We start from the raw sequence: 684 nt of genomic DNA on the forward strand, positions 1-684 counted from the left end.
CGATATTACTTTCTTATTCTCAGGAATAGATTCGTAATCAGTGAATACCTTGTCAATATTACTGAGGGGGTGGAAGCTGAGCAGGTGGTCGTGATCCGGTCCCCAACTGCTTTTCATCAAAGCAGCTGCCCTAACGAAGGAATCACCATGTCCATTCAGGTGGACGAAGTAGATGTTAGGCTGCTTCCACGGGAGCCTATCGGGGATAGCCGGCTCATCGGAGTGGTACCTACTCACGACAATCAGCCTGCCGAGCTTTGCCAACCGAGCGCAGCCGTGAAGGAAGCCGTCCGAATTGCCGGTGGCTTCGAAAACTACGCTGAACACACGGTCATCGGTGCTGTCCAATATCTTAATCCGGCTCGGATAAAGATCCTTTAAAGCGGCCATCTTCGAGTGCGCCTTGTCATAGATCCATATTTCTCCACGTTGTGTCTCAAGGAGATTGAAGACCAGTAACGTGCCGATACCGCCGGTGCCGAGTACAAGCGTGGCTTCGTCAGCTAGCGTGCATTTGGAGATGTCCGCGGCATTAATCGCGACGGATAATGGCTCGACCAATGCCCCTAGATGGCGGGATCTGTATTCTGGCAGTTTAAGAACGTACGAAGCTTCTATATCGATGAAATTCGCATAGCCTCGATTTGAGTACCGATTTATCGTCGCCCTCTCACACAAATGACC

General features: G+C 50.9%; 1 pseudogene. It reads right to left on the minus strand.

The features are described from left to right. Nucleotides 1–684, minus strand: a pseudogene (locus tag EOA85_RS37965) (hypothetical protein); the annotation flags it as partial.

This window comes from Mesorhizobium sp. M5C.F.Ca.IN.020.29.1.1 (assembly GCF_003997375.1).
GTDB lineage: Bacteria > Pseudomonadota > Alphaproteobacteria > Rhizobiales > Rhizobiaceae > Mesorhizobium > Mesorhizobium wenxiniae.